The following is a 22,341-nucleotide window of genomic DNA, read 5'->3' on the forward strand; positions in this document are numbered from 1 at the left end:
AAGACGGGACGGGCGTTAGAGCGTCTTTTCTTCTGCAGCAGTCGTACACTCCGGGCTCGCCAAAACAAGGGGAGTCAGGGATGTGGTTCGTAGGCATGATGGCCGGCCTGTTCATGGGGGCGATGCTCGAATCGCTGCCCATGGCGTTGCTTCTCGCGCTGGTCGGCGCTTTCGCGTTTCAGAAGCTGTTCGGCAAGAAGAAAAAAGACGAGCCGCAGCGCACCGAGGCTGAAAGCGCGTTGTCGGACGGCCGGGTCGCCAGTGCGCCGTCTGCGCCGGCAGGCGCCGTGCTGAAGCTGCAGCAGCGGGTGACCGAACTCGAGGCGCGTGTCGGCCAGCTGGAACGCCGGCTCGCGCTGGGCACGGGCGAGGTGCCTGCTGCGCCGGTGGTCACAACGTCGGTCGGCGATCTCGCCACATCCATGGGCAGCACGCCGCTTGTGGCGTCGCCTTCGCTGCCCTTGGGCCCGCCGGCCGCCGCACGCGCCGCGGAGATGGCGCGGCCCCGCATCGCCACCATGCAAGTCCCGCGGCCAGTCGCCGTTCCCGAGGAGCCCCTTGCGGAAGCCCCGGTCGCGGCCGCAGCGCCCCTCGCTCCTGCCGCTGAAAAACCCGTCGCAGCACCCACGCCGCCGGTCGTCGTGCCGCCGCTGGTCCGCCGCCCGCCACCGCCGCCGCCACCCCCAACGGTCCCGCTGCGCGACCGCCTGCCCGCGCCGATCGCCAACCTGATCTTCGGCGGCAACATGCTGGTCAAGCTCGGCGTGCTGATCCTGTTCCTCGGCCTGGCCTTCCTGCTGCGCTACACGGCCGAACGCGTGACCGTGCCCATCGAACTGCGCTATGCGGCCGTCGCGCTGGTGGGCGCGGGCCTGCTGGTGCTGGGCTGGCTGCTGCGCCACAAGCGCGCGGGCTATGCGCTGATCCTGCAGGGCGCGGGCATCGGCGTCTTCTATCTCACGACGCTCGCGGCCATGAAGCTCAGCGGCCTGCTGCCGGCCAGCGTGGGCTTCGCTTTCCTGTTCGGCGTGGCGGTGCTGAGTGCCGCGCTCGCGGTGCTGCAGAACGCGCCCGTGCTCGCGATTGTCGCCGCGCTCGAAGGCTTCGCGGCGCCGGTGCTGGCATCGACCGGCTCGAACCAACCGGTGGGCCTCTTCACCTACCTGCTGGTGCTCGACGTGGGCATCGTGCTGATCGCGTGGTTCAAGGCCTGGCGCGTGCTGAACCTGATCGGCTTCGTCGGCACCTTCACGCTCGCGGCCGGTTGGGCGCACAAGTACTACACCGACGACCAGTACGGCACTGTGCAGCCGTTCCTCATCGTGTTCTTCCTGCTCTTCACCACGATCGGTTTGTTCTTTGCACGCCGCACGCTGTTCGATGCGCCGGTGCAGCCCGCGCAACCGCTCGCGACGCGCGCGCTCGACACCCTGCGCCGCGCCGGTCGGGTCGACAGCTCGCTGGTGTTCGGCACGCCGATGGTCGCGTTCGGCATGCAGTACCTGCTGATGCATCCGTGGCCATACGGCGCCGCCTTCTCCGCGATGGCGCTCGCGGCGTTCTACCTCGTGATGGGCCGGTTGGTATTCGCCACGCAACCCAAGGGCCTCGCGCTGCTGGCGGAGGCCTACGCCATCGTCGGCGTGATCTTCGGCACGCTCGCCATTCCGCTCGGCCTCGAAGGGCAGTGGACCGGCGCGGCGTGGGCGGTCGAGGCGGCCGGCATGTACTGGCTGGGTGCGCGGCAGGGGCGTGTCTATGCGCGCGCCTTCTCGTTCCTGGTGTTTGCCGGCGCAGTGTGGAAGCTGCTCGAAGCCACGCAGCTCGACGGGGCCGCAGGGCATCCGTTGCTGCAGGGTTCGGTGATCGGCCCGCTGCTGGTCGCTGTCAGCGCCTTCGCGATGTGGGCCATGCAGCGCCGCGCCAAGCTCGATGAAGGCGACAGCCTCGAAGCGATCGTCGGCAGCGCCTTGCCGTGGCTTGGCATGGCCGCACTCACGCTGCTGCTGTGGCAGTGGTTCACGCCGCCCTGGGCCGCGGTGGCGACGGCCGTGCTCGCATCGGTCACCTTCGCAGTGGCGGTGCGCTTCGCGCTGCTGCCGCTCACGTACGTGAGCTTCGGCATGCAGGCACTGGCGGTGGCGGGCTTCATCGCCACGTTGCACCGTGCGGGCGAGGGGCTCGAAGCCACGCAAGCGCTCGAAAGCGGATGGCAGGGCGCCGCGGCTGCATGCCTCATCGCGCTCAGCGTGCTTGGCAGTGCGGCCTGGTCGATGCTGCAGGCGCACCGCGCGGCACTGGCGCGCGGCGTGCAGCCCGTGTGGTCGCTCGGCAATGTGGTGGGCGTGATCGCGGGCGTGGGCCTGCTGCACCTGGCGATGCTGTTCCAGATCAGCCTCACCCAGGCCGCGCTGCTGTGGCCGCTGACCGCCACCGTCGTGCTGTGGGTGGCGCTGCGCATGGCGCACCTGCCGCTCGCGGCGTTCGCCGGCGTGCTGCACGCGGTGTCGGCGATCCTCTTCATCGTGCTGGCGGAGACGAGCGGCGACATGCGCGCGTTGCGTCCCGCCTTCGGGCATCTCGGCTTCTGGACGCCGGTGGTGCTGGGTCTCGCGGCGCTGCTGGCCGGCGACTGGCTGCGCGATGAAGCGCGGCCGCGCGAAACCGGCGCTGTCGGCTCGGCGCGCAAGCGCTGGGTCAACGCGTGGTGCGCGCTGCCTGCGGTGCTGTGGGCGCCGGTGGTCTGGGGCCTGGGCTGGTGGCTGGTCGGCATGCTGGACGAAAGCGCCCGGGTGTTGAACCTCCATGCGCTGGCGAGCTACGTGCCCGCAGTTGCGATGGCGGCGGTGCTCGTGACGTCCGTGCTGTCTGCGTTCGTGGCGCACCGGCGCGACTGGTCGCAGCTCGGCCGGGCGACGTTGGCCACGCTGCCCGGCATCGGCCTGATCGCAGCCTACGGGATCGCGGGCGGCCCGACGCTGTTCTACGTGCCGTCGAGCGCGCTCGGCTGGATCGCGTGGCCGCTGGCGCTCGTGTGGCACCTGCGCCTGCTGCGTGCGCAGAAGCGCTGGCTCGACGCCTCGGTGCTCACGCCGTTCCACGTGGCGGGCTTCTGGCTGTTCCTGCTGTTTGCGGCGCGCGAATGCCAGTGGCAGCTCGGCCGCATCGGCGCCGAGTGGTCGAGCTGGCAATTGCTGGGCTGGGCCCTCGTGCCGGCGCTCGTGCTGTGGGCGCTGCCCTCGCGCGTGCTGCTGCAGCGCTGGCCGCTCAACGAATACCGCAGCGCCTACCTGGAGTTGGCCGCGACGCCGGTGGCGGTGTACCTGCTCGCCTGGGTGTGGGTCACCAATGCCGTGAGCCCCGGCGATGCGGCGCCGCTGCCGTATGTGCCGCTGCTCAATCCGCTCGAACTCGCGCAATGGCTCGTGCTGTTCGCGCTGGTGCTCTGGTGGCGCGCGCTGCCGCAGGGTTCGTTCGCGCGCGTGCAGCCGATGGTCGCCAAGGGCGCGGTCGGCCTCATCGGCCTCGCGCTGCTCACCGGCATGGTGCTGCGCACCTGCCACCACTACGCGGGCGTGGCATGGCGCTTCGACGCGCTCTATGCCTCGTGGCTCACGCAGGCGGCGCTGTCGATCACCTGGGCGATCTGCGGCGTGGTCGCGATGGTGCTCGGCCACGGGCGCCGGGTGCGGACCTTGTGGATGGCGGGTGCGGCGCTGCTCGGCGTGGTGGTGCTGAAGCTGTTCTTCGTCGAACTGGCGGACCGTGGCGGGCTGTTCCGCATCGTGTCCTTCATTGCGGTCGGCGCGCTGCTGTTGCTGGTCGGGTACTTCGCGCCGGTGCCGCCGAAGAAGGAAGAGGCGGAGCCGAAGCCGGCGCCGGCCGAAGGAGGTGCGGCATGAGCGGTCGTTCGATTCATGGGGTCCTTGTCGCGCTGATGGCCGCAGCGAGCGCTGCACAGGCGCAGCCGGTCACGTCAGCGCCCATCGCGCTGCAGGGCGCCGGGCCGTACCACCGGCTCACCTTGCCGCTCGCCATCTACGGCCGAGCCGCCTATGGCGACCTCAGCGACCTGCGGGTCCAGAACGCCGCCGGGCACGCGGTGCCGTATGCCTGGCTGCGCAACGAAGCGGCCGCGCCGCGCACGGCGTCGCAGGCGGTGCCGATCTTCGCGCTGCCCGGCAACGCCGCATCGGGAGACACCGCACTGGCGTTCACCGTGCGCCCCGACGGCTCGCTGGCACTGGCCAGCAAGACCATCGCCAAGCCGAACGACGCGACGCAGTGGCTCATCGACGTGAGCCAGGTCAAGGGCAGCCTGCTGCAGGCGCGCTTCGAGGTCGCGCCCGATGCGCGCGGCCTGTTCGCCTTCCGGCTGGAGGCCAGCGACGACCTGCGGCAATGGCGTTCGGTGGGAAGCGACGAGCAACTGGTGCGCCTGACCCATGGCGGCCAGACCATCGAGCGCATGGCGGTCGAGTTGGGCAACCTGCGCACGCGCTTCCTGCGTCTGCGCTGGAGCGATCCGCAGCACGGCGCGCCGCTCGCCAAGGTGGAGATCGACGGCGTGCAGGAGGTCGAACCGGTGGCGCCGATCGAATGGTCCGGCGCGCTGAAGCCGGAGCGCTGCGCCGAGGATTACTGCGACTACCTGCTGCCACGCGGCCTGCCGGTGCAGAGCCTGCGCATCGACCTGGCCGACATCAATACGCTGGCGCAGGTCGGCGTGTCGGGTCTGGTCGATGCCGCGCCGGCTTCGGCGACGCCGCCGCAGTTCGTGCCGCGCAATCCGCTCTACGCGTTGCGGCACTCGCAGCGCCGAACGACCGCACTGCCCACGGGCCCGGGCGAGGCGCCGCTGCTCGACACGGTGGTGTATCGCCTCGCGCAAGCCGGCGGCGAGGCGCGTTCGCCGGTGCTGGCGCTCGATGGCGCGGTGTATTCGCGCCTGCGGCTGCGCACCGCCGGCCCGGTGAGCGTGCTCGGTGCGACGCCGCCGACGATTGCCGTGGGGGCCACACCACGCACGCTGGTGTTTCTTTCGCAGGGCAGTGCGCCGTTCTCGCTGGCATGGCGTGCGGCGACCGACAAGGGCACGGTTCAAGGGGCGGTGCCGGGTGCGCCGCTCGCGTTGTCCACGCTGATCCCGGGTTATGCAGCGGACAAGCCCGTCGCAGCCGACGGCGCTTCGGTCACACTGCCTGTGGCGGCGGTCGAGGCCGCTGTCGCAGCCGCCGCGCTCGCGCCCGTTCCCGTTCCCGAGGCGGCGCCGCACGATCCGTCGCGCAAGTGGTGGCTCTGGGGCGCGCTGGGTGGGGGCCTGCTGTTGCTCGCAGGCATGGCGTGGTCGCTGTTCGCGAGCCTGCGCAAGGACGGGGCTCCAACCGACTGACCAGCCCGACCGGGCTCAGTTCGCGTCGAAGCTGTCGCGGAAGGTGAACCAGGTCGAAGCCAGCGACATCGCTGCGAGCACCAGCGCCGTGCCGATCATCAGGATGTTGCCGATGGCCAGGGCCGCGCTGTCGGAGCCCATGGCGCCGACGCCGATCAGCACGGTGGCGAGCAGGCCGATGGCGATGCCAGCGAGCATGAACACGCCGAACCACGCCAGGCCGAACAGCGCGTAGGCGCCGAAGTTGCGGAACAGCGCGACGATGCTGAAGAAGATGCTCTTCACCGGCTCCACGCGGTGCCAGTGCACCAGCGCGGGCGCATGCCACATGGCCAGCGACAGCGGCAGGTTCAGGCACATCAGCAGCGTGCGCGCCGTGAGGAACTCGCTGCTCTTCATGATTTCGGGCGTCACCGTTTCGTCGAACAGGTAGGCGCGCATGAGCTGGCCGCCGTCGATGAGCGCCGTCAGCGTGACAGCCAGCACGAAGTACACGGCCGAGATCACGCCCAGCACCACCAGCGAGCGCCATTCGGTGCGCATGGCGTCGAACACGGCGATGAACATCGCCGAGCCCGTGGGACGTTGCAGGTCGCCCGCGTTGCCCAGGCCGTCGGCGTTGTCGTTCGCGGCCACCGAACTCGCGACCATCAGGCCGAGCGTCAGGAAGGGCAGCAGGATCGGCGCGAGCACGCTGCCGAGCACCGGCAGCATCGACGCCGTCGAGATCATCGCCATCAGCAGGAAGAACAGCGAGATGAAGGCCAGCGGCTGGCGCCAGAAGGTCTTGAGTCCGAGGCGGACCCAGACGAAGCCGGTGCGCGCCGGCACGAGGTTGAGTTTCATTGGGTAGGGTCAGGCGGCCATCAACGGCTCTAGGACGTGGGCGATGGCGTGCGGGTGGGTGGCGCGCTCGCGCAGCACGCGCTCGAAGTGCGTCGGGTCGTGGGGCTTGAGCATGCTGGCTTCGCGCGGCAGGTGGAAGTCCCACAGGCGCGAGATCCAGAAGCGCAGCGCGGCGGCGCGCAGCATCGCGGGCAGCAGGGCGCGCTCGGAGGCGTTCAGCGCGCGCACGCCTTCGTAGGCGGCGAGCAGGGCGTCGGCGCGGGCGGCGTCATGCCGGCCGCTGGCCAGGTCGATGGCCCAGTCGTTCAGGCACACGGCCAGGTCGAACAGCCAGGTGTCGGTGCCGGCGAAGTAGAAGTCGAACACGCCGGTGAGGCGCGGCGGCGCGTCGGGCGCGCCGTCGGTCGCGAACATCACGTTGTCGCGGAACATGTCGGCATGCACCGGACCGCGTGGCAGCGCCGCATAGGCCGACGATTCGGCGACATGGTTCTGGTAGGCCAGTTCGGCGCGCAGCAGCGCCGACTGCGCCTCGTCCATGTGGGGCAGCACCACCGGGGCGGTCTCGTTCCACCAGGGCAGGCCGCGCAGGTTGGGCTGGATGCGCGGGTAGTCGCGCCCGGCCAGGTGCATGCGGGCCAGCATGGCGCCCAGTTCGGCGCAGTGGGCGGCCGTGGGGGCCAGCTCGCTGCGGCCCGAGAGTTTCTGCACCAGCGCCGCAGGCTTGCCGGCCACGCGGTGCAGCAGCTCGCAGGGCGCCTGCGCGGGAATCGACAGCGCATGGCCGGTCGGCGGTGCCACGGCCGGGTCGGCCACGGGCGCAGGCACCGGCAGGCCGGCACCGGCCAGGTGCTTCATCAGGCACAGGTAGTACGGCAGTTGCTCGGCGCTCAGGCGCTCGAACAGCGTCAGCACGAACTCGCCCGATTCGGTGGTGGCGAAGTAGTTGGTGTTCTCGATGCCGCCCTCGATGCCGCGCAGTTCGCGCAGGGCGCCCATGCCAAGACGCTGGACGAGCGCGTCTGCCTCGCCGAACTGGACTTCGGTAAAAACTGCCATGGCGATGTTCAGCGCCGGACGGCGGCTGCGGGAGAAAAGAGGGAGGGCGGGAAGGAGAACGACGACGTCACGGTCAGAACTTCAGCACGTTCCAGACACGCGGGCCGTTGCCGCCGCTGTTCGCGTCGCCGGTCGTGCCGGGGCGGGCGCTGCCGCCGTCGTTGGGCAGCACTTCGTAACCGGGCATGTTCGATTTGGGCTTGACGTTGATGCTCTGCGTGCGGCCGCCATAGCGCACCTCGTCGACCGAGGCGCCGCTGTCTTCCGTGTGGATGTGCTCGACCTTCTGGTTGCGCCGGCCGTCGGCCTGCTCCTGATTTTGTAGCGGTTCCGCCGGTGCCGGCTGGGCGGCGGGCGCGGCCGGCGCCTGCGCAAGCGCGGCAAAGGGGGTGGCGAAAGCCAGCGCCAGCAGGATGCGGCGGGCGACCAGGAGTGGGGAGCTAGGCATGCGCAGATTGTAGGCGTGCACCCGCTGGCGGCGTGTCGGCGGCCAGCCGACCCTGGTGTCGTTCCGGACGCCGGTCCGGGCACGGCAAAATGCCCCGATGACCGACAAGAAAACGCTGCTGCTCGTCGATGGCTCGAGCTACCTGTACCGGGCCTTCCATGCGATGCCCGATCTGCGCGCCGTGCCCGGCGACCCGAAGAGCCCCGCCACCGGCGCCATTCGCGGAATGATCAACATGATGACCGCGTTGCGCCGCGAGGTGCGCGCCGACTACGCGGCCTGCATCTTCGACGCCCCCGGCAAGACCTTCCGCGACGACTGGTACCCCGAGTACAAGGCCAACCGCTCGCCGATGCCCGACGACCTGCGCAGCCAGATCGACCCCATCCACGAAGTGGTGAAGTTGATGGGCTGGCCCGTGCTCACGGTGCCCGACGTCGAGGCCGACGACGTGATCGGCACACTCGCCAAGGTGGCGGCCGCGCAGGGCGTCGAGGTGATCGTGTCCAGCGGCGACAAGGACCTGAGCCAGCTGGTCGACGAGCACATCACCATCATCGACACGATGAACGGCAAGAAGCGCGACATCGCCGGCGTGACGGCCGAGTTCGGCGTGCCGCCCAGCCTCATGGTCGACTACCAGACGCTCATCGGCGACACGGTCGACAACGTGCCCGGCGTGCCCAAGGTCGGCCCCAAGACAGCGGCCAAATGGCTGCTCGAATACGGCTCGCTCGATGCGCTGATCGAACGCGCCGCCGAAGTGAAGGGTGCCGCCGGCGAGAACCTGCGCCAGGCGCTCGACAAGCTGCCGCTGAGCCGGCGCCTCGTCACCATCCGCACCGACTGCGACCTCGACGGTCACGTGGTCGGCCTGCCGTCGCTCGAAGGCCTGCCCGTCGGTGCGCCGCAGACGGCCGGGCTGAAGCCCTTCTACGAGAAGTTCGGTTTCAAGAGCCTCGTCAAGTCGCTCGAAGCGCAGGAAGTGCCGCCCGAGCTGATCGAGGAAAACCTCAAGAAGCAGAAGGCCCGCGGTGGCGCAGCGAGCGCCGACCAGGGCGGGCTGTTCGACGAGAGCACCGAACTGGGCGCGCTCGAAGCCGCCGCGCCCGCGAGCAACCTGAAGTACGACACGATCATGGAGTGGGCGCAGTTCGACGCCTGGCTCGCGAAGATCGAGGCCGCCGAACTCACGGCCATCGACACCGAAACCACCTCGCTCGACGAGATGGTCGCGCAGATCGTGGGCATCAGCTTCAGCGTCACACCCGGCGAGGCCGCCTACATTCCGCTCACGCACAACTACCCCGACGCGCCCGCGCAGCTGCCGATCGACGAGGTGCTCGCCAGGCTCAAGCCCTGGCTCGAGAACGCCGACAAGAAGAAGCTCGGCCAGCACATCAAGTACGACCGCCACGTGTTCGCCAACCACGGCATCGAGGTGCAGGGCTACGCGCACGACACCATGCTGCAGAGCTACGTGCTCGAGGTGCACCGGCCGCACGGCCTGTCGTCGCTGGCCGAGCGCCATCTGGGGCGCAGCGGCATTTCGTACGAAGACCTGTGCGGCAAGGGCGCACACCAGATCTCGTTCAGCCAGGTCGACATCGCCAAGGCCGCCGAATATTCGTGCGAGGACAGCGACCAGACGCTCGACGTGCACCGCACCCTGTGGCCCCAGCTGCAGAAGGAAGAAAAGCTGGGCTTCATCTACCAGCTCGAAATGGATTCGAGCGAGGCGCTCTACCGCATCGAACGCAACGGCGTGCTGATCGACGCCCCCACGCTGGCCGCGCAGAGCCACGACCTGGGCACGCGCATCATGGCGCTGGAGTCGGAGGCCTACGAGATCGCGGGCCAGCCCTTCAACCTCGGTTCGCCCAAGCAGATCGGCGAGATCTTCTTCACCAAGCTGGGCCTGCCCGTGGTCAAGAAGACGCCGAGCGGCGCACCCAGCACCGACGAAGAAGTGCTTGAGAAGCTGGCCGAAGACTATCCGCTGCCCGCCAAGATCCTCGAGCACCGCGGCCTGTCCAAGCTCAAGGGCACCTACACCGACAAGCTCGGCCAGCTGGCCAACCCGCGCACCGGCCGCGTGCACACGCACTACGCGCAGGCCGTGGCCGTCACGGGCCGCCTGAGCAGCAACGACCCCAACCTGCAGAACATCCCGATCCGCACGCCCGAAGGCCGCCGCGTGCGCGAGGCCTTCGTGGCACCGGCCGGCCGCGTGATTGCCAGCGCCGACTACTCGCAGATCGAGCTGCGCATCATGGCTCACATCAGCGGCGACGAGTCGCTGCTGCGCGCCTTCACCGACGGCGTCGACGTGCACCGCGCCACGGCGGCCGAGGTGTTCGGCACCACGCCCGACCAGGTGTCGAGCGAGCAGCGCCGCTATGCCAAGGTGATCAATTTCGGCCTCATCTACGGCATGAGCAGCTTCGGGCTGGCGAAGAACCTGGGCATCGAGACCAAGGCCGCGGCCTCGTACATCGAACGTTACTTTGCACGCTACCCGGGCGTGAAGGTGTACATGGATGAGACCGTGGAGTTTGCGCGGGAGCACGGCTACGTTGAGACCGCATTCGGCCGACGCCTTTACCTGAGCGAGATCAACGGCGGCAACGGCCCGCGTAAGAAGGCGGCCGAGCGCCAAGCCATCAACGCGCCGATGCAGGGCACGGCGGCCGACCTCATCAAGCTGAGCATGGTCAAGGTACAGAACGTGCTTGACGAAGAAAAGCGCGCCACCCGGATGATCATGCAGGTGCACGACGAACTGGTGTTCGAAGTGCCCGAGGCCGAGGTCGAATGGGTGCGCACCGAAATCCCGCGCCTGATGGCCGGCGTGGCGGCGCTCAAGGTGCCGCTGCTCGCCGAGATCGGCGTCGGTCCCAACTGGGACAAGGCCCACTGATCCGCATCGATCCACGTTCGCACGACCCCCGAGACAAACGACAGAAACAAGAAGCACGCTCATGAAACTCCAGCCCCGCACCTTCCTGCTCGCCGCCGTCTGCGCGGCCTTCCTCGGCAGCGCCTTTGCCGCGCCCGATGCCCGCATCGCCGCGCTCGCCGCCAAGGAAAAGCCCGCGCTGCTCGAGACGCTGAAGGAGCTGGTCTCCATCGAGTCGGGCAGCCGCGACCTCGAAGGCCTGGAAAAGATCTCCGACCTCATCGCCGCCAAGCTCAAGGCGCTGGGCGGCGAGGTCGAGCTCATCGACCCGAGCGCCGACGCCTACCGCATGGAAGACACGCCCGAGAAGATCGGCCGCGTGGTGCGCGCCACCTTCAAGGGCACGGGCACGAAGAAGATCATGCTCATTGCGCACATGGACACGGTCTACACCGTGGGCATGCTCAACAAGCAGCCGTTCCGCATCGACGGCGACAAGGCCTACGGCCTGGGCATTTCGGACGACAAGCAGGGCGTGGCCGTCATCACGCACCTCGTGTCGATGCTGCAGACGCTGAAGTTCAAGGACTACGGCACGCTCACCGTGCTGATCAACGGCGACGAAGAAATCAGCTCGCCGGGTTCGCGCGCGCTGCTCACCCGGCTGGGCGGCGAGCACGACGCCGTGCTGTCGTTCGAAGGCGCATCCATCAAGGACGACAAGCTCTCGCTGGCCACTGCAGGCATTGCCTCGGTCACGCTGAACGTGTCGGGCAAGGCCTCGCACGCCGGCTCGGCGCCCGAGCTGGGCGTGAACGCGCTGTACGAGCTGTCGCATCAAATCTTGCAGATGCGCGACCTGTCCGACCCGGCCACGGGCCTGAAGATGAACTGGACGATCTCGAAGTCGGGTTCCAACCGCAACGTGATCCCGGCCAGCGCCACGGCGGGCGCCGATGTGCGCGTGCTCAAGGTGGCCGACTACGACCGCATCGAGCAGCAGGTGAATGAGCGCGTGAAGAAGCAGCTGGTGCCCGAGGCCAAGGTCGAGCTGAAGTTCGAGCGTCGCCGCCCGCCGCTCGAGGCCACCGACGCGTCGCGCGCGCTCGCCAAGCATGCACAGGCCATCTACAAGGACGAGCTGGGCCGTCCGCTGGGCGCCGACGACAAGGCGGCCGGTGGCGGCACCGATGCGGCGTTCGCCTCGCTCAAGACCAAGGCGCCGGTCATCGAACGCTTCGGTTTGCAAGGCTTCGGCGCGCACTCGGCCGACGCGGAGTACGTGCTGATCGATTCGATCGAGCCGCGCCTCTATCTGGGCGTGCGCATGGTGATGGACATCGCCACCGGCAAGACCACCGTTCGCTGACCGCCCCCGACGACTGTCGGCCATGCGGCTGCGCCACATCGAGGTCTTCAACGCGATCATGCTCGCGGGCAGCGTGAGCGCGGCCGCGCGGCTCATCAACATCACGCAGCCGGCCGTGAGCCGCACGCTGCAGCATGCCGAACTGCAGCTGGGCTTTCCGCTGTTCCAGCGCACCAAGGGGCGGCTCACGCCGACCACCGAGGCGCTCACGCTGTACCCGCACATCGAGCGGCTGTTTGCGCAGCTCGACGAGGTGCAGCGGCTGGCGGCCAACCTGCGCGCAGGCAACGACACCGGCGAGCTGCGCATCCTCAGCGTGCTCGCGCTGAGCTACGAAATCCTGCCGCGCGCGCTCAAGGCTTTTCGCGAAATGCACCCGGGCTATGCGATCACCGTCGAGTCGCTGCACTCGCCGCAGATCATGTCGGCGCTGCTCTTGCAAGAGGCCGACGTGGGCTTTGCGTTCAGCCCCGCGGTGCATCCCTCGCTCACGCAGGAGACGCTGGCCGACAGCCGCATGGTGTGCGTCGCGCCCAAGGGTATGCTGCCGCGCGCGCTGGTGCGCAACGGCTCGGTGGCGCTGCACGACCTCATCGACCGCCCCGTGATCGGCCTCGACGGCCGCGACCCGGTCGGCACCAGCCTGAGCCAGGCCTGCCGGCAGGCCGGCGTGGGTTTCCAGCAGGCCGTGGTCACGGTGCAGACCTACCACGCGGCGCTGGCCATGGCGCACCACGGACTCGGCGTCGCGCTGGTCGACGGCTGCACGGCGCGCTCGGCCGACCGCGCCAAGGTCGACGTGCTGACGCTGGAGCCGCACATTCCGGTGCCGGTGCGCGCGCTGCGCTTCGCGGGCCGGCCCGATTCGGTGGCAGTGCGCGGCATCACGCGCTGCATGCGCGAAGCCATCGAACAGACCGCCTGAGAAAAGATGCGGGGCATTCGCCTCGCGCCATAATTCGCGCCCATGCACGCCCTTCGAACCTTCTTCGCAATGCACCGCCTGGTGCTGGCGTGGTTCATGGCGTCGCTCTTGGTCGCGGGCGCATCGCCGCTCGTGAACCCGCAGGCGATGGAACTGGTGTGTTCCGCTGCGGGCACCGTCAAGCTCATCGTGCAGGGCGACGACGGCGCGACCGAAGTCGGCATGGCGGCCATGGACTGTCCGCTGTGCATGGTCTCCGGACCGCCGCCGGCCACCGTGCAGGTGACGCTGCCCACGCCGCTGCCGCTGGGCCGCGCGCTGCAATCGATTCCCGCTGCCCGCCTCGCGGCAGCCACGGCCTCGCCGCCGCCGGCGCGAGCGCCGCCCCCGCATCTCTCCTGAGCTTCGTCGTTCCTGCACCTGACGCCGCCTGAACGGGCCGCGCGGTGCGTTCCCGGTCGTTGTGCGGCCGGCGCTGTGCGCCTTTTTTTGCGCCAGCGCCGCCGCAAGAGAGATGCCATGCCTACCCTTTCCCGTGCCCCCGCCCTGGGGCTGCTTGCCTTGTTCGGCGCCGCCCATTGGCCCGTTCAAGCCCAGACCGCCGTGTCCTCGCTGCCCCTGATCGAGGTGGCCGACGACGCCCCGCGCCCCAACGGCCGGCTCGACCTCGACACGCCCACCGACACCGCGAGCCGCCTGGGCCTCACGCCGCGCGAGACGCCGGCTTCCGTCACGGTGGTGAACCGCGCAGTGCTCGACGCGCGCGGCGCGCAGAACACGCAGGAGGCGCTGCGTGCCGTGCCCGGCGTGACCGCGCACGATGCGCCCGGCAACGTCGGCGTGAGCTACCGGGGCTTCGGCAGCGGGTCGATTGCGCAGCTGTTCAACGGCATCAACCTGCAGTATTCGATTGCGGCCCGGCCGGTCGACAGCTGGATCTACGACCGCGTCGAAGCCATCGGCGGGCCCTCGAGTTTCCTGTTCGGTTCGGGCGCGCTGGGCGGCTCGATCAACTACATCACCAAGGCGCCCGAGCGCAGCGACTTCGCCGAAGCGCAGCTGCGCCTGGGCACGCAGCATCTGAAGGAAGCCTCCTTCGGCCTCAACCGCCGCATCGCCGGCGACGGCGGCGCGGGCAGCCACTACGCGCGCATCGACGTGAACCACCGCGACGCCAACGGCTGGACCGACGGCACGAAGAACCAGTCGACGCAGCTCGCGGCTTCGCTGCTGTCGGACTTCGGTGGCGGCCTGAAGCACACGCTGGCCTACGAATACCAGGACGAAGACGTGACGCGGCCCTACTGGGGCACACCGGTGCTGAACCCCGCGGGCGGCGAGATGCGCATCGACCGCGGCACGCGCTTCAAGAACTACAACAGCGCCGACGGCCTCTACGCGCAGCGCGTGCAGTGGCTGCGCTCGGTCACCGAATGGCAGGCCAGCGACGCGCTGCAGTTCCGAAACACCTTCTATGCCTACGACGCGCTGCGCGACTACCGCAACGTCGAGAACTACCGCTACAACGCGCGCAACACGGCGGTCATCCGCTCGGGCGCCTTGCTGCAGCGGCACGACCAGGACGTGTGGGGCAACCGCATCGAGGGCATCTACAAGGGGCAGCTCGGCGGGCTGAAGAGCGACTGGTCCTTCGGGCTGGACTTCAGCGTGAACCGGCAGACGCGCTTTCCCAACAGCCTGCCAGGCACCGTGAGCACGGTGAACCCGTATGTCTTTGCCACCGAGCGCTTCTTCGATGTGCCGGGCATGACGCCGGGTTTCCGCCCCGATCGCGACAACAAGGTGCGGACCACCGCGCTGTACCTGGAAAACCGCACCGCGCTGCAGCCATCGCTGCACCTCGTGACGGCGCTGCGCCACGAGCGCATCGACCTCGACCTGGCCAATCGCCGCACCGTGGACGCGGCGAACCCGGCCACCTTCCATCGCGGCTACCAACCCACGACCGGCCGCATCGGCCTGGTGTGGGACTTCGCGCCCGGCGCGAACCTGTACGCGCAATACGCGACGGCGGCCGACCCGCCGTCGGGCGTGCTCTCGACCGCCTCGTTCGCCGACGTGCGCAACAACAGCGAACTCACCATCGGCCGGCAGGTCGAGGTCGGCACCAAGCTCGACTTCTGGCAGGGCAAGGGCACGGCCACGCTCGCGGCCTACAGCATCCGCCGCACCAACATCGCGACGCAGGACCCGGCCAACAGCACGCTCACGGTGCTCGTCGGCGAGCAGTCGTCGAAGGGCGTGGAGCTGGCGCTCGGGCTGCAGCCCACGCCGCAGTGGTCGCTGCAGGGCAACCTCACGCATGTCGATGCGCGCTACGAGCAGTTCCGCCAGGGCGGTGTGTCGCTCGCGGGCCGCACGCCGACCAACACGCCGGCGATCGTTGCGAACCTTTGGGTGTCGTATGCCTTCACGCCGCGCCTGCAGGCCACGGCGGGACTGCGGCATGTGGGCAAGGTGTATGCCGATGCGGCCAACACCATGCACTGGCCCGGCTACACGCTGCTCGACCTCGGGCTCAGCTGGCAGGTGAACCGCACCGTCACGCTGGTGGGCCGCATCCGCAACGCGACCGACCGTGTGTATGCAGCGAACGTCGGCGCCGGCTTTGCCTACCTCGGCGCGCCGCGCACGGCCGACGTCTCGCTGCGCGTGAGCTTCTGACATGCACGCCAAACGCTGGTTGTTCCTGATCCACCGCTGGCTCGGCGTGGTCGTCTGCGCCTTCTTCGCGATGTGGTTCATCTCGGGCGTGGTGATGATGTACGTGGGCTACCCCAAGCTCACCGAGGCCGAGCGCCTGCAGCACCTGCCGCCGCTCGATGCGGAGGCGCCCTTGCTGGGGCCGCGGCAGGCGCTCGACGCGGCCGGCATTGCGGGGCCGTTGCAGGACCTGCGGCTCGCCGTGGCCAGCGGCGGGCGGCCGGTGTACCTGGCGGTGCCGGCGCGCGCAGCAGAGCCCGGCGCGCGCCGGTCGCCACCGGGGCGCGGCGTGGTCGTCGTCGATGCGCAGACCGGCGCGGTGTTGCGCGAGGTCGATCGCGCCCGTGCGCTGGTGAGCGCGCAGACCTACGGGGGCGAGGGCGTGTTGCTCAGGTACCGGGGCGCCATCGATGAAGACGCCTTCACCCATTCGCGCGGGCTCGACGCGCACCGCCCGCTGCACGTGGTCGACCTGGCCGATGCGCAGGCCACGCGGCTGTACATCTCGGGCCAGACCGGCGAGGTCGTGCGCGACGCGCCACGTGCCGAGCGGCTGTGGAACTACGCCGGCGCATGGATCCACTGGCTCTACCCGCTGCGCGGCACGGGCCTGGACCGCTACTGGGCCGACATCGTCAACTGGCTGTCGATCGTCGGCATCGCCGTCACGCTCACGGGCACGGTGGTGGGCGTGATGCGCTGGCGCTTCCTGCGCACCTACAAGAGCGGCTCGCATTCGCCGTACCAGGGCGCGATGATGCGCTGGCACCACATCAGCGGGCTGCTGTTCGCGCTCGTCACGCTGACGTGGATCTTCAGCGGGCTGATGTCCATGAACCCCTGGCGTGTGTTCGACAGCGGCGCGCCGGCGTTGCGCATGGCGGCGATGCAGGGCGGGCCGCTTGTTGTAGACGCAGGCGATGCGGCGCCTGCTGCGTTGCTGGCGTCAACGCGTGGCGACATCCGCGAACTGCGCTGGGTGCGCGCGGCAGGGCAGACGCTGGTGCTGGCCAGCACCGCCAGCGGCCGGCCGCTGGTGCGCGACGCGGCCAGCGCGCAGCCGCAGCAGATCGACCCGGAGGCGCTGCGCACTGCCGTCGCGCAGCTGCTGCCCGACCCGGTCGCGCGCATCGACGTGCTCACCGCCTACGACAGCCACTACTACACGCGCGACGCGCACACCATGACCGGCGGCAGCGAGAAGCCGCTGCCCGTCTGGCGCGTGGTGTTCGCCGACGCGCACGCCACCTGGGTTCACGTCGATCCGCAGACCGGCGCCGTGCTCGGCCGCAGCGACAGCACGCGTCGTTGGAGCCGCTGGCTGTTCGCCATGCTGCACAGCTGGGACTGGCTGCCGCTGCTCGAACGCCGTCCGCTGTGGGACCTGCTGCTGGTCGCGCTGAGCGCGGGCGGTGCGCTGCTGAGTCTGACCGGCGTGGTGATCGGATGGCGGCGGCTGGGCCGCGAGCTCAGGCGCGCGACGGGGCCGCGTCCAGCGCCTGCGCGATCCGCTGCGCCGAGCCGAAGGCCAGCGTGAAACCCAGCGCGCCGTGGCCGGTGTTGAACAGCATGTTCGACGGCGCATGCGGCAGCCGCCCGATGATCGGCAGGCCCTTCGGCGTGGCCGGACGCATGCCGGTCCAGGGGTGCAGTTCGGCCAGCCGGCTCGCGCGCGGAAACACGGCGCGCGTGGCGTCGGCCAGCGTCTCGATGCGCGTGGCCGGAATGCTCGCGTCGTGCCCCACGAGCTCGGCCATGCCGGCCACCCGCAGGCGCGAGCCGATGCGCGCGAAGACGACCTTGCGCGCGCTGTCGGTCACGTTCACGCGCGGCGCCGCGCCGGGCGCGGAGTCGGCGTCGACCGTGATGCTGTAGCCCTTGAGCGGGTACACCGGCAGGTAGGCGCCGAGCGTGCGACCGAGCTTGTGCGAGGCCGAGCCGAGCGCCATCACGAAGGCATCGGCTTCGATGTCGCCTTCGCTCGTCTGCACGGCCGCGACACGACCCTCGCGACCTTCGCTGCGTGCGAAGCCGTGCACGTCGGCGCCGAGCATGAAGCGCACGCCGCGCGCGCTCAGTGCGCGCATCAGCTCGGCACACACCTTGAGGCAGTCGGCCGCGCACTCGCTCGGCGTGTGGACCGCGCCCGCCATCTGGCCGCGGTAGTCCGCGAGCGCGGGCTCGATGGCCACGCACTCGTCGGGCGTGACGATGCGTTGTTCGCTGCCCAGCGTGCGCTGCAGCGCGACCTGTGCGCTCGCCCCTTCGAGCGAGGCCGCGCTCGCATAGAGCACCAGCTTGCCGGTGGCGGAGAAGTCGCAGTCGGGCGCGATGTCGGCCTGCATGGCCTCGAAGCCCGTGCGGCTCGCGGCCGCCAGTGCCAGCAGCTGCGCGGTGGTGTCGCGCGAGGTCGCGGCGTTGCACGCGGCCAGGAAGGCCAGGCCCCAGCGCCATTGCAGCGGGTCGAGCTGCGGGCGCAGCTTCAGCGGCGAGGTGGGGGAGAACAGCAGCTTGGGCAGCTGCGTCCAGATCGACGGATCGGCCAGCGGCTGCACGTACGAGTAGCTGAGCTGCGCGCCGTTGCCGCCGCTGGCGCCCGCGCCGGGCGCCGCGCGATCGATCACCGTGACCTGGTGGCCCTGGCGCTCGAGTTGCCAGGCGGTCGCCAGGCCCACGATGCCGGCGCCGAGCACGCACACATGCATGGGGGCAACTTTCCGGAAGTGAAGAAGAAAGGGAACAGAAGAGACAGCGTGCGACTGTAGAGGCGCCCCGCGCCGCCCGGAAATGCCAAAAGAACCCAGCCCATAACCTTTGGGCATGACCCCGGGGTTAATTGGAATTGTCCCGATGTGTCACTCCTTCTTACACTGGTTGTCTGTTCAATCCAACCGAATGAAGGCTCGAATGAAACTCTCCGTTTTGATGGCGTCCCTGGCTGCCGCGGTCCTGTTCACCGCACCCGCCGCGCAGGCGGCCGACACGCTCGCCAAGATCGCCGAGTCCGGCAAGATCACGCTCGCGTACCGCGAGTCGTCGGTGCCCTTCAGCTACCTGGACGGCCCGAGCAAGCCGATCGGGTTTTCGGTGGAACTCTCCAACGCCGTGGTCGAGGCGGTGAAGAAGAAGTTGAACAAGCCCAACCTGCAGGTCTCGCTGATGGCGGTCACCTCGCAGAACCGCATCCCGCTGATCACCAACGGCACCGTCGACCTGGAGTGCGGCTCCACCACCAACAACACCGCGCGCGGCAAGGACGTGGCCTTTGCGGTCAACCACTTCTACACGGGCACGCGCCTGCTGACGAAGAAGTCTTCGAAGGTCAAGGACTACGCCGACCTCGCGAAGAAGACCGTGGCCAGCACCACCGGCACCACCAACGCGCTGGTCATGCGCAAGTACAACGCCGAGAAGAACCTGGGCATGGACATCGTGCTCGGCAAGGACCACGCCGACGCGTTCCTGCTGGTCGAGAACGACCGCGCCGTGGCCTTCGCCATGGACGACATCCTGCTGTTCGGCCTCATCGCCAATTCGAAGAACCCGGCCGACTACGAAGTGGTGGGCGAGTCGCTGCAGGTCGAGCCCTACGCCTGCATGCTGCCCAAGGACGACCCGGCCTTCAAGAAGCTGGTGGACGACACCTTCATCGCGATGATGAAGAGCGGCGAGTTCGAGAAGCTCTACACCAAGTGGTTCATGCAGCCGATTCCGCCGAAGAACGTGCCGCTGAACCTGCCGATGAGCGACCAGCTCAAAGAGAACCTCAAGGCCTTCAGCGACAAGCCCGCGACCTGATCGAGGGAAGAAGGAAAAGACATGGTCGCAGCCACACAGGTCGTCGGCATCCTCGGGGGCATGGGCCCCGCGGCGGGCGCCGACTTCGTCCGGCTCTTCGTGCAGGCCTGCGCGCAGCAGATGCGTGCGCGCGGCGAGCCGGTGCGCGACCAGTCCTTTCCCGAACACTGGCTGGCGCAGGTGCCGGTGCCCGACCGCACCGGCGCGCTGGCCTCGGGCGAGCAGGGCGCGCACCAGCCGCTCGAACCGATGCTGCAGGCGCTGGGCCGGCTGGCCGCGCTGGGCAGCCGCGCCGTGGCCATCGCCTGCAACACCGCGCATGCCTGGCATGCGAGCCTGCAGGAACGCTTTCCGCAGGTCGAGCTGCTGCACATGGCGCGCGAAACCGCACGGCAACTGGCGTCGCAAGGCGCAACCGAGGTGGCGCTGATGGCCACCGAAGGCACCTACCGCGTGCGGCTGTATGAAGAGGCGCTGGCCGAGGCCGGCCTGGGCTGCCACGTGCCGCTGGCCGACGAGCGCCAGACGATCATGCGCGGCATCTTCGACGGCGTGAAAGCCGGCAACCTGCCGCTGGCCGAGCGCTGCTTCTCCGAGGTCGCGCTGCGGCTGGCCGAACGGCACGGCCCGGTCACGATCATCATGGGCTGCACCGAGGTGCCGCTGGGCCTGCAGGGCTCGGCCGCGGTGGCGGGGCTGCGGCTCGTCGACCCGGCCCAGGTGCTGGCCGAGGCGCTGGCACGGCGGGCCTACGGCACACAGCAACTGCCCGGCTGATTTACCGCCCCGTCACACGGCCCGGCCCGATTTCGCCTACATTGCGGCGTGCGTTTTTTCAACGCGCTCACCCCCTTGTCAGACGATTCAACCGGAGCCTTTGCATGACCTCCTTCGACGACAACCGTTCCGAATTCGATTCGCTGCGCCCCGGCGACAGCACCGAGCAGGGGGCCACGCGCCGCACTGCGCTCAAGGCCGCCCTCGGTGTCGGCTACGCCGCCGCCGTGCTGCCGGTGGCTGCGCAGACGGCCATCTCGACCCCGGCCGACGGCCTGAAGGCCGGCCCCATCAAGTACACCGTCAACGGCTTCGAGGTGCCGGCCTACGCCGCCGCGCCCGCAGGAAAGACCGGGCTGCCGGTGGTGCTGGTGATCCAGGAAATCTTCGGCGTGCACGAGTACATCGCCGACACCTGCCGCCGCTTCGCCAAGCTCGGCTACCTGGCCATTGCCCCCGAGCTGTATGCGCGCCAGGGCGACCCGCGCAGCTACACCGACATTCCCAAACTGCAGGCCGACATCGTCAGCAAGGTGCCCGACGCGCAGGTCATGGCCGACCTCGACGGCGCGTTGGCCTATGCCAAGGCCAACGGCGGCGACACGAGCAAGGCCGGCATCACCGGCTTCTGCTGGGGCGGGCGCATCGTGTGGCTGTATGCGGCCACGGGCAAGGTCAAGGCCGGCGTGGCCTGGTACGGCCGGCTGGTCGGGCAGGCCAGCGAACTGCAGCCGAAACACCCCATCGACATCGCCGCCAGCCTACAGGCGCCGGTGCTCGGCCTGTACGGCGGAAAAGACCAGGGCATCCCCCTTGACACGGTTGATAAGATGAAAGCTGCTCTGGCCACTGGAACCCCGGCGGCCAAGGCATCGAGCTTCGTCGTGTACCCCGAAGCAGGCCACGCGTTCCACGCCGACTACCGTCCCAGCTACGTCAAGAGCGCCGCGGACGACGGCTGGCAGCGTGCCACGGCCTGGTTCAAAGCCAATGGTGTCGCCTGACTGAAGACGGCGCCCCGTAGCCACCCTCCGCCGAAGGCCGTCCGAAGTGACGGCCTTTCTCTTTTAATGAACGGAACACGGCCGTAACGGCGGCCACTTTTGCGCAAGCAGCTATGAATTTGATAGTAATTCTCGTGGCGACCCTGGTCGCCGGCATCGGAAGCGTCTGGCTCGCGGCCTTGCTGCTGCGCGTGGGCGTGCGCAGCGGCGGCGGCGGCGTGAACCCGCAGCACCTGCTGAGCCTGGCGGCCGGCGCGCTGCTGGCCACGGCCTTCATGCACCTGCTGCCCGAGGCCTTCGAAAGCCGCATCGAGCCCGCGCTGCTGTTCGCGGTGCTGCTGTTCGGGCTGGTGTTCTTCTTCCTGCTCGACAAGGCCGAGTTGTGGCACCACGGGCATGAGCACCACCACGGCGATGTCGCACCCGCGAAGGGCGAAGCGCACGACCACCACGGCCACGACCACGGTCATTCGCACGGCCACGCCCACCACCACGCATCGCCCACGGGCGGCGGCAGCTGGGCCGTGCTCACGGGCGACAGCGTGCATTGCTTCGGCGACGGCATCCTGATCGCCTCGGCCTTCGTCGCCGACATCCGCCTGGGCCTCGTGGCCGCGCTGGCCGTGCTCGCGCACGAAGTGCCGCACCACATCGGCGACCTCGTCGTGCTGCGCCAGAGCTCGGCCAATTCGCGCGCCGCGCTGGTGAAGGTGTCGCTCGCGGGCACGATGACCATGCTCGGCGGCATCGCGGGCTGGTGGCTGGTCGACCAGCTGCATGGCTGGCTGCCGTACTTCCTGGTGCTGGCCGGCAGCAGCTTCGTCTACGTGGCGCTGGCCGACCTGATTCCGCAGCTGCAGAAGCGCCTGCCCGCGCGCCAGACCGCGGCGCAGATCGCGTGGCTCGCAGCAGGCATCCTGCTGGTCACGCTCGTGAGCCGGTTGGCACACGGCGACGATGGCCATGAGCATGGCCACGATGAAGGACACGGCGAGCACGGCCACGTCCACAAGGACTGACCGGCCATGCCGGCAGGGCGGTGCGTGACGGGAAACTTTCCGACACCGCCGTCAGGCCTTCGATCCCCCGCAACGAGCAAA

16 protein-coding genes are annotated in these 22,341 nt (G+C 69.3%); 12 read left to right on the forward strand and 4 right to left on the reverse strand.

What is annotated here, in order from left to right:
* Positions 1–80: 80 nt before the first annotated feature.
* Entirely contained in the window at positions 81–3,902 is a 3,822-nt protein-coding gene (locus RZE79_RS08670; protein ID WP_319359967.1) for a DUF2339 domain-containing protein, read from the forward strand.
* Positions 3,899–5,392: a DUF3999 domain-containing protein gene (locus RZE79_RS08675; RefSeq protein WP_319359969.1), complete on the forward strand. Its 1,494-nt coding sequence runs from the start codon at positions 3,899–3,901 to the stop codon at positions 5,390–5,392. Before RZE79_RS08670 ends, RZE79_RS08675 begins: the two co-directional genes overlap by 4 nt.
* 15 nt (positions 5,393–5,407) lie before the next feature.
* Here RZE79_RS08675 and RZE79_RS08680 read toward each other — a convergent pair whose 3' ends face one another.
* The 3 genes from RZE79_RS08680 to RZE79_RS08690 form a co-directional block, all read right to left on the reverse strand.
* Positions 5,408–6,238: a BPSS1780 family membrane protein gene (locus RZE79_RS08680; RefSeq protein WP_319359970.1), complete on the reverse strand. Its 831-nt coding sequence runs from the start codon at positions 6,236–6,238 to the stop codon at positions 5,408–5,410.
* A gap of 9 nt (positions 6,239–6,247) precedes the next feature.
* Positions 6,248–7,297, reverse strand: a complete 1,050-nt coding sequence (locus tag RZE79_RS08685; RefSeq protein ID WP_319359971.1) for a homoserine kinase — start codon at positions 7,295–7,297, stop codon at positions 6,248–6,250.
* Between the two features lie 73 nt (positions 7,298–7,370).
* Entirely contained in the window at positions 7,371–7,745 is a 375-nt protein-coding gene (locus RZE79_RS08690; RefSeq protein ID WP_099797445.1) for a hypothetical protein, read from the reverse strand.
* Between the two features lie 97 nt (positions 7,746–7,842).
* On the opposite strand from RZE79_RS08690, the gene polA reads away from it, so the two are divergent.
* From polA to RZE79_RS08720, 6 genes are all read left to right on the forward strand, one after another.
* Positions 7,843–10,665, forward strand: coding sequence for a DNA polymerase I (gene polA / locus RZE79_RS08695; protein ID WP_319359973.1), 2,823 nt, complete (start codon positions 7,843–7,845; stop codon positions 10,663–10,665).
* Positions 10,666–10,726: 61 nt separating this feature from the next.
* Complete coding sequence (locus RZE79_RS08700) at positions 10,727–12,013, forward strand: M20/M25/M40 family metallo-hydrolase (protein ID WP_319359974.1); 1,287 nt, start codon at positions 10,727–10,729, stop codon at positions 12,011–12,013.
* Between the two features lie 22 nt (positions 12,014–12,035).
* Entirely contained in the window at positions 12,036–12,938 is a 903-nt protein-coding gene (locus RZE79_RS08705; protein WP_319359975.1) for a LysR substrate-binding domain-containing protein, read from the forward strand.
* 42 nt (positions 12,939–12,980) lie between these two features.
* Complete coding sequence (locus RZE79_RS08710) at positions 12,981–13,340, forward strand: DUF2946 family protein (protein ID WP_319359977.1); 360 nt, start codon at positions 12,981–12,983, stop codon at positions 13,338–13,340.
* Between the two features lie 117 nt (positions 13,341–13,457).
* Entirely contained in the window at positions 13,458–15,623 is a 2,166-nt protein-coding gene (locus RZE79_RS08715) for a TonB-dependent receptor (protein ID WP_319359978.1), read from the forward strand.
* 1 nt (position 15,624) lies between these two features.
* A complete protein-coding gene (locus RZE79_RS08720) occupies positions 15,625–17,199 on the forward strand; it encodes a PepSY domain-containing protein (RefSeq protein WP_319359979.1) in 1,575 nt (524 codons plus the stop codon).
* On the opposite strand, the gene RZE79_RS08725 is transcribed toward RZE79_RS08720, so the two are convergent.
* On the reverse strand, positions 17,132–18,367 hold the full coding sequence (locus RZE79_RS08725; RefSeq protein ID WP_319359980.1) for a D-amino acid dehydrogenase: 1,236 nt from the start codon (positions 18,365–18,367) through the stop codon (positions 17,132–17,134). The two genes, RZE79_RS08720 and RZE79_RS08725, sit on opposite strands and share 68 nt — an antisense overlap.
* Positions 18,368–18,569: 202 nt before the next feature.
* Between RZE79_RS08725 and RZE79_RS08730 the strand changes: the two genes are divergently transcribed.
* The 4 genes from RZE79_RS08730 to RZE79_RS08745 all read left to right on the forward strand — a co-directional run bounded on the left by RZE79_RS08730 (position 18,570) and on the right by RZE79_RS08745 (position 22,260).
* A complete protein-coding gene (locus RZE79_RS08730; RefSeq protein ID WP_153285416.1) occupies positions 18,570–19,460 on the forward strand; it encodes a transporter substrate-binding domain-containing protein in 891 nt (296 codons plus the stop codon).
* A gap of 21 nt (positions 19,461–19,481) precedes the next feature.
* Positions 19,482–20,237: an amino acid racemase gene (locus RZE79_RS08735; protein WP_319359982.1), complete on the forward strand. Its 756-nt coding sequence runs from the start codon at positions 19,482–19,484 to the stop codon at positions 20,235–20,237.
* Between the two features lie 104 nt (positions 20,238–20,341).
* Entirely contained in the window at positions 20,342–21,241 is a 900-nt protein-coding gene (locus tag RZE79_RS08740) for a dienelactone hydrolase family protein (RefSeq protein ID WP_319359983.1), read from the forward strand.
* A 113-nt stretch (positions 21,242–21,354) separates the two neighbouring features.
* On the forward strand, positions 21,355–22,260 hold the full coding sequence (locus RZE79_RS08745; protein ID WP_319359984.1) for a ZIP family metal transporter: 906 nt from the start codon (positions 21,355–21,357) through the stop codon (positions 22,258–22,260).
* Positions 22,261–22,341: the final 81 nt, after the last annotated feature.

Origin of the sequence: Variovorax sp. EBFNA2 (assembly GCF_033802765.1) — a bacterium.
Taxonomy (GTDB): domain Bacteria; phylum Pseudomonadota; class Gammaproteobacteria; order Burkholderiales; family Burkholderiaceae_C; genus Variovorax; species Variovorax paradoxus_H.